The sequence below is a fragment of the Lentzea sp. NPDC051208 genome (assembly GCF_040682435.1).
GTDB classification, from domain to species: Bacteria; Actinomycetota; Actinomycetes; order Mycobacteriales; family Pseudonocardiaceae; genus Lentzea; species Lentzea kristufekii.
The window spans coordinates 1-3,080 of record NZ_JBFBAW010000044.1 but is presented as its reverse complement, the minus strand read 5'-3'; the positions used below and the strand labels follow the sequence as shown (position 1 = coordinate 3,080).

Here is a 3,080-nt window from a genome sequence, read left to right as displayed (position 1 = left end):
GTTACCGGTCTTCCACCTCTGGCCTATCAACCCAGTGGTCTAGCTGGGGGCCTTAACTCACGAAGAGTGGGATACCTCATCTTGGAACGAGCTTCCCGCTTAGATGCCTTCAGCGGTTATCCCTTCCGAACGTAGCCAACCAGCAATGCTCTTGGCAGAACAACTGGCACACCAGCGGTCCGTCCGTCCCGGTCCTCTCGTACTAGGGACAGCCTTCCTCAAGTATCCTACGCGCGCGGCGGATAGGGACCGAACTGTCTCACGACGTTCTAAACCCAGCTCGCGTACCGCTTTAATGGGCGAACAGCCCAACCCTTGGGACCTACTCCAGCCCCAGGATGCGACGAGCCGACATCGAGGTGCCAAACCATCCCGTCGATATGGACTCTTGGGGAAGATCAGCCTGTTATCCCCGGGGTACCTTTTATCCGTTGAGCGACCACGCTTCCACAAGCCATGGCCGGATCACTAGTTCCGACTTTCGTCCCTGCTCGACCCGTCAGTCTCACAGTCAAGCTCCCTTGTGCACTTGCACTCAACACCTGATTGCCAACCAGGCTGAGGGAACCTTTGAGCGCCTCCGTTACTCTTTGGGAGGCAACCGCCCCAGTTAAACTACCCACCAGGCACTGTCCCTGATCCGGATCACGGACCGAGGTTAGACATCCAATACGACCAGAGTGGTATTTCAACGATGACTCCACAACCACTGGCGTGGCCGCTTCACAGTCTCCCACCTATCCTACACAAGCCGAATCGAACACCAATACCAAGCTATAGTAAAGGTCCCGGGGTCTTTCCGTCCTGCCGCGCGTAACGAGCATCTTTACTCGTAATGCAATTTCGCCGGGCCTGCGGTTGAGACAGTCGAGAAGTCGTTACGCCATTCGTGCAGGTCGGAACTTACCCGACAAGGAATTTCGCTACCTTAGGATGGTTATAGTTACCACCGCCGTTTACTGGCGCTTAAGTTCTCAGCTTCGCCCTTGCGGACTAACCGGTCCCCTTAACGTTCCAGCACCGGGCAGGCGTCAGTCCATATACATCGTCTTGCGACTTCGCATGGACCTGTGTTTTTAGTAAACAGTCGCTTCTCGCTGGTCTCTGCGGCCGTCTCGCCCTAGCCTGCAAGAGGCTTCAAGCGCTACGGCCCCCCTTCTCCCGAAGTTACGGGGGCATTTTGCCGAGTTCCTTAACCACAGTTCGCCCGATCGCCTTGGTATTCTCTACCTGACCACCTGTGTCGGTTTGGGGTACGGGCCGCGTGAAAGCTCGCTAGAGGCTTTTCTCGGCAGCATGGGATCACTCTACTTCGCCTCAATCGGCTACGCATCACGTCTCAGGATATGCGCCTGGCGGATTTGCCTACCAGACTCCCTACACGCTTGCACCAGTACTACCACTCACTGGCGGAGCTACCCTCCTGCGTCACCCCATCGCTTGACTACTACAAGTTCAGGTCCCGCGCTCCACAGTCCCCATCAGCCCGAAGGCTTTCAGGAGGTGCTTTGGGCGGTTAGTATCACAAGGTTCATCATGGGCGCGTTCACACGGGTACGGGAATATCAACCCGTTGTCCATCGACTACGCCTGTCGGCCTCGCCTTAGGTCCCGACTTACCCTGGGCGGATTAGCCTGGCCCAGGAACCCTTGGTCATCCGGCGGACGAGTTTCTCACTCGTCTTTCGCTACTCATGCCTGCATTCTCACTCGCATAGCGTCCACGGCTGGATTACTCCGCCGCTTCAACCGCTACACGACGCTCCCCTACCCATCCCGAGTCAAGCTCGAAATGACACAGCTTCGGTGGTGTGCTTAAGCCCCGCTACATTGTCGGCGCAGGACCACTTGACCAGTGAGCTATTACGCACTCTTTAAAGGGTGGCTGCTTCTAAGCCAACCTCCTGGCTGTCTGTGCGACCCCACATCCTTTCCCACTTAGCACACACTTAGGGACCTTAGCTGGCGTTCTGGGCTGTTTCCCTCTCGACTACGAAGCTTATCCCCCGCAGTCTCACTGCCGCGCTCTCACACCACGGTATTCGGAGTTTGGTTGATTTCGGTAAGCTTGTAGGCCCCCTAGACCATCCAGTGCTCTACCCCCGCGGTGAAACACACGACGCTGCACCTAAATGCATTTCGGGGAGAACCAGCTATCACGGTGTTTGATTGGCCTTTCACCCCTAACCACAGCTCATCCCCCAGGTTTTCAACCCTGGTGGGTTCGGGCCTCCACGCGGTCTTACCCGCGCTTCACCCTGGCCATGGCTAGATCACACCGCTTCGGGTCTAGACCACGCGACTCAAGCGCCCTATTCAGACTCGCTTTCGCTACGGCTACCCCACACGGGTTAACCTCGCCACGTAGCACTAACTCGCAGGCTCATTCTTCAAAAGGCACGCCGTCACCCCTAAAGGCTCCGACGGATTGTAGGCACACGGTTTCAGGTACTATTTCACTCCCCTCCCGGGGTACTTTTCATCTTTCCCTCACGGTACTAGTCCGCTATCGGTCACCAGGGAGTATTTAGGCTTAGCGGGTGGTCCCGCCAGATTCACAGCGAATTTCACGAGTACGCTGCTACTTGGGAACACTCTAAACAGACGCTACGTTTTCGAGTACGGGAGTTTCACCCTCTACGCTCGTGCTTTCCAGACACGTTCCTCTAACGATGCGTTTTCTGACTGTTTGCTAGCTCGGCAGAACTAGCCAAGAGGTCCCACGACCCCGCGAATGCAACCCCTGCCGGGTATCACACAGACGCGGTTTAGCCTCATCCGCTTTCGCTCGCCACTACTCACGGAATCACGGTTGTTTTCTCTTCCTGCGGGTACTGAGATGTTTCACTTCCCCGCGTTCCCTCCACATACCCTATGTGTTCAGGTATGGGTGACCCCACATGACTGGGGCCGGGTTTCCCCATTCGGAAATTCTAGGATCTCAGCTCGGTTGACAGCTCCCCTAGACTTTTCGCAGTCTCCTACGTCCTTCATCGGCTCCTGGTGCCAAGACATCCACCGTATGCCCTTACTAACTTGCTACAAAGATGCTCGCATCCACTGTGCAGTTCTCAAAGAAC

The 3,080-nt window shown here is 56.2% G+C and carries 1 rRNA gene; it reads right to left on the bottom strand.

Features of this window, described 5'->3' with window-relative positions:
• Positions 1 to 3,042: ribosomal RNA gene (locus AB0M48_RS45455) — 23S ribosomal RNA — on the bottom strand; the annotation flags it as partial.
• Between the last annotated feature and the right edge of the window lie 38 nt (positions 3,043 to 3,080).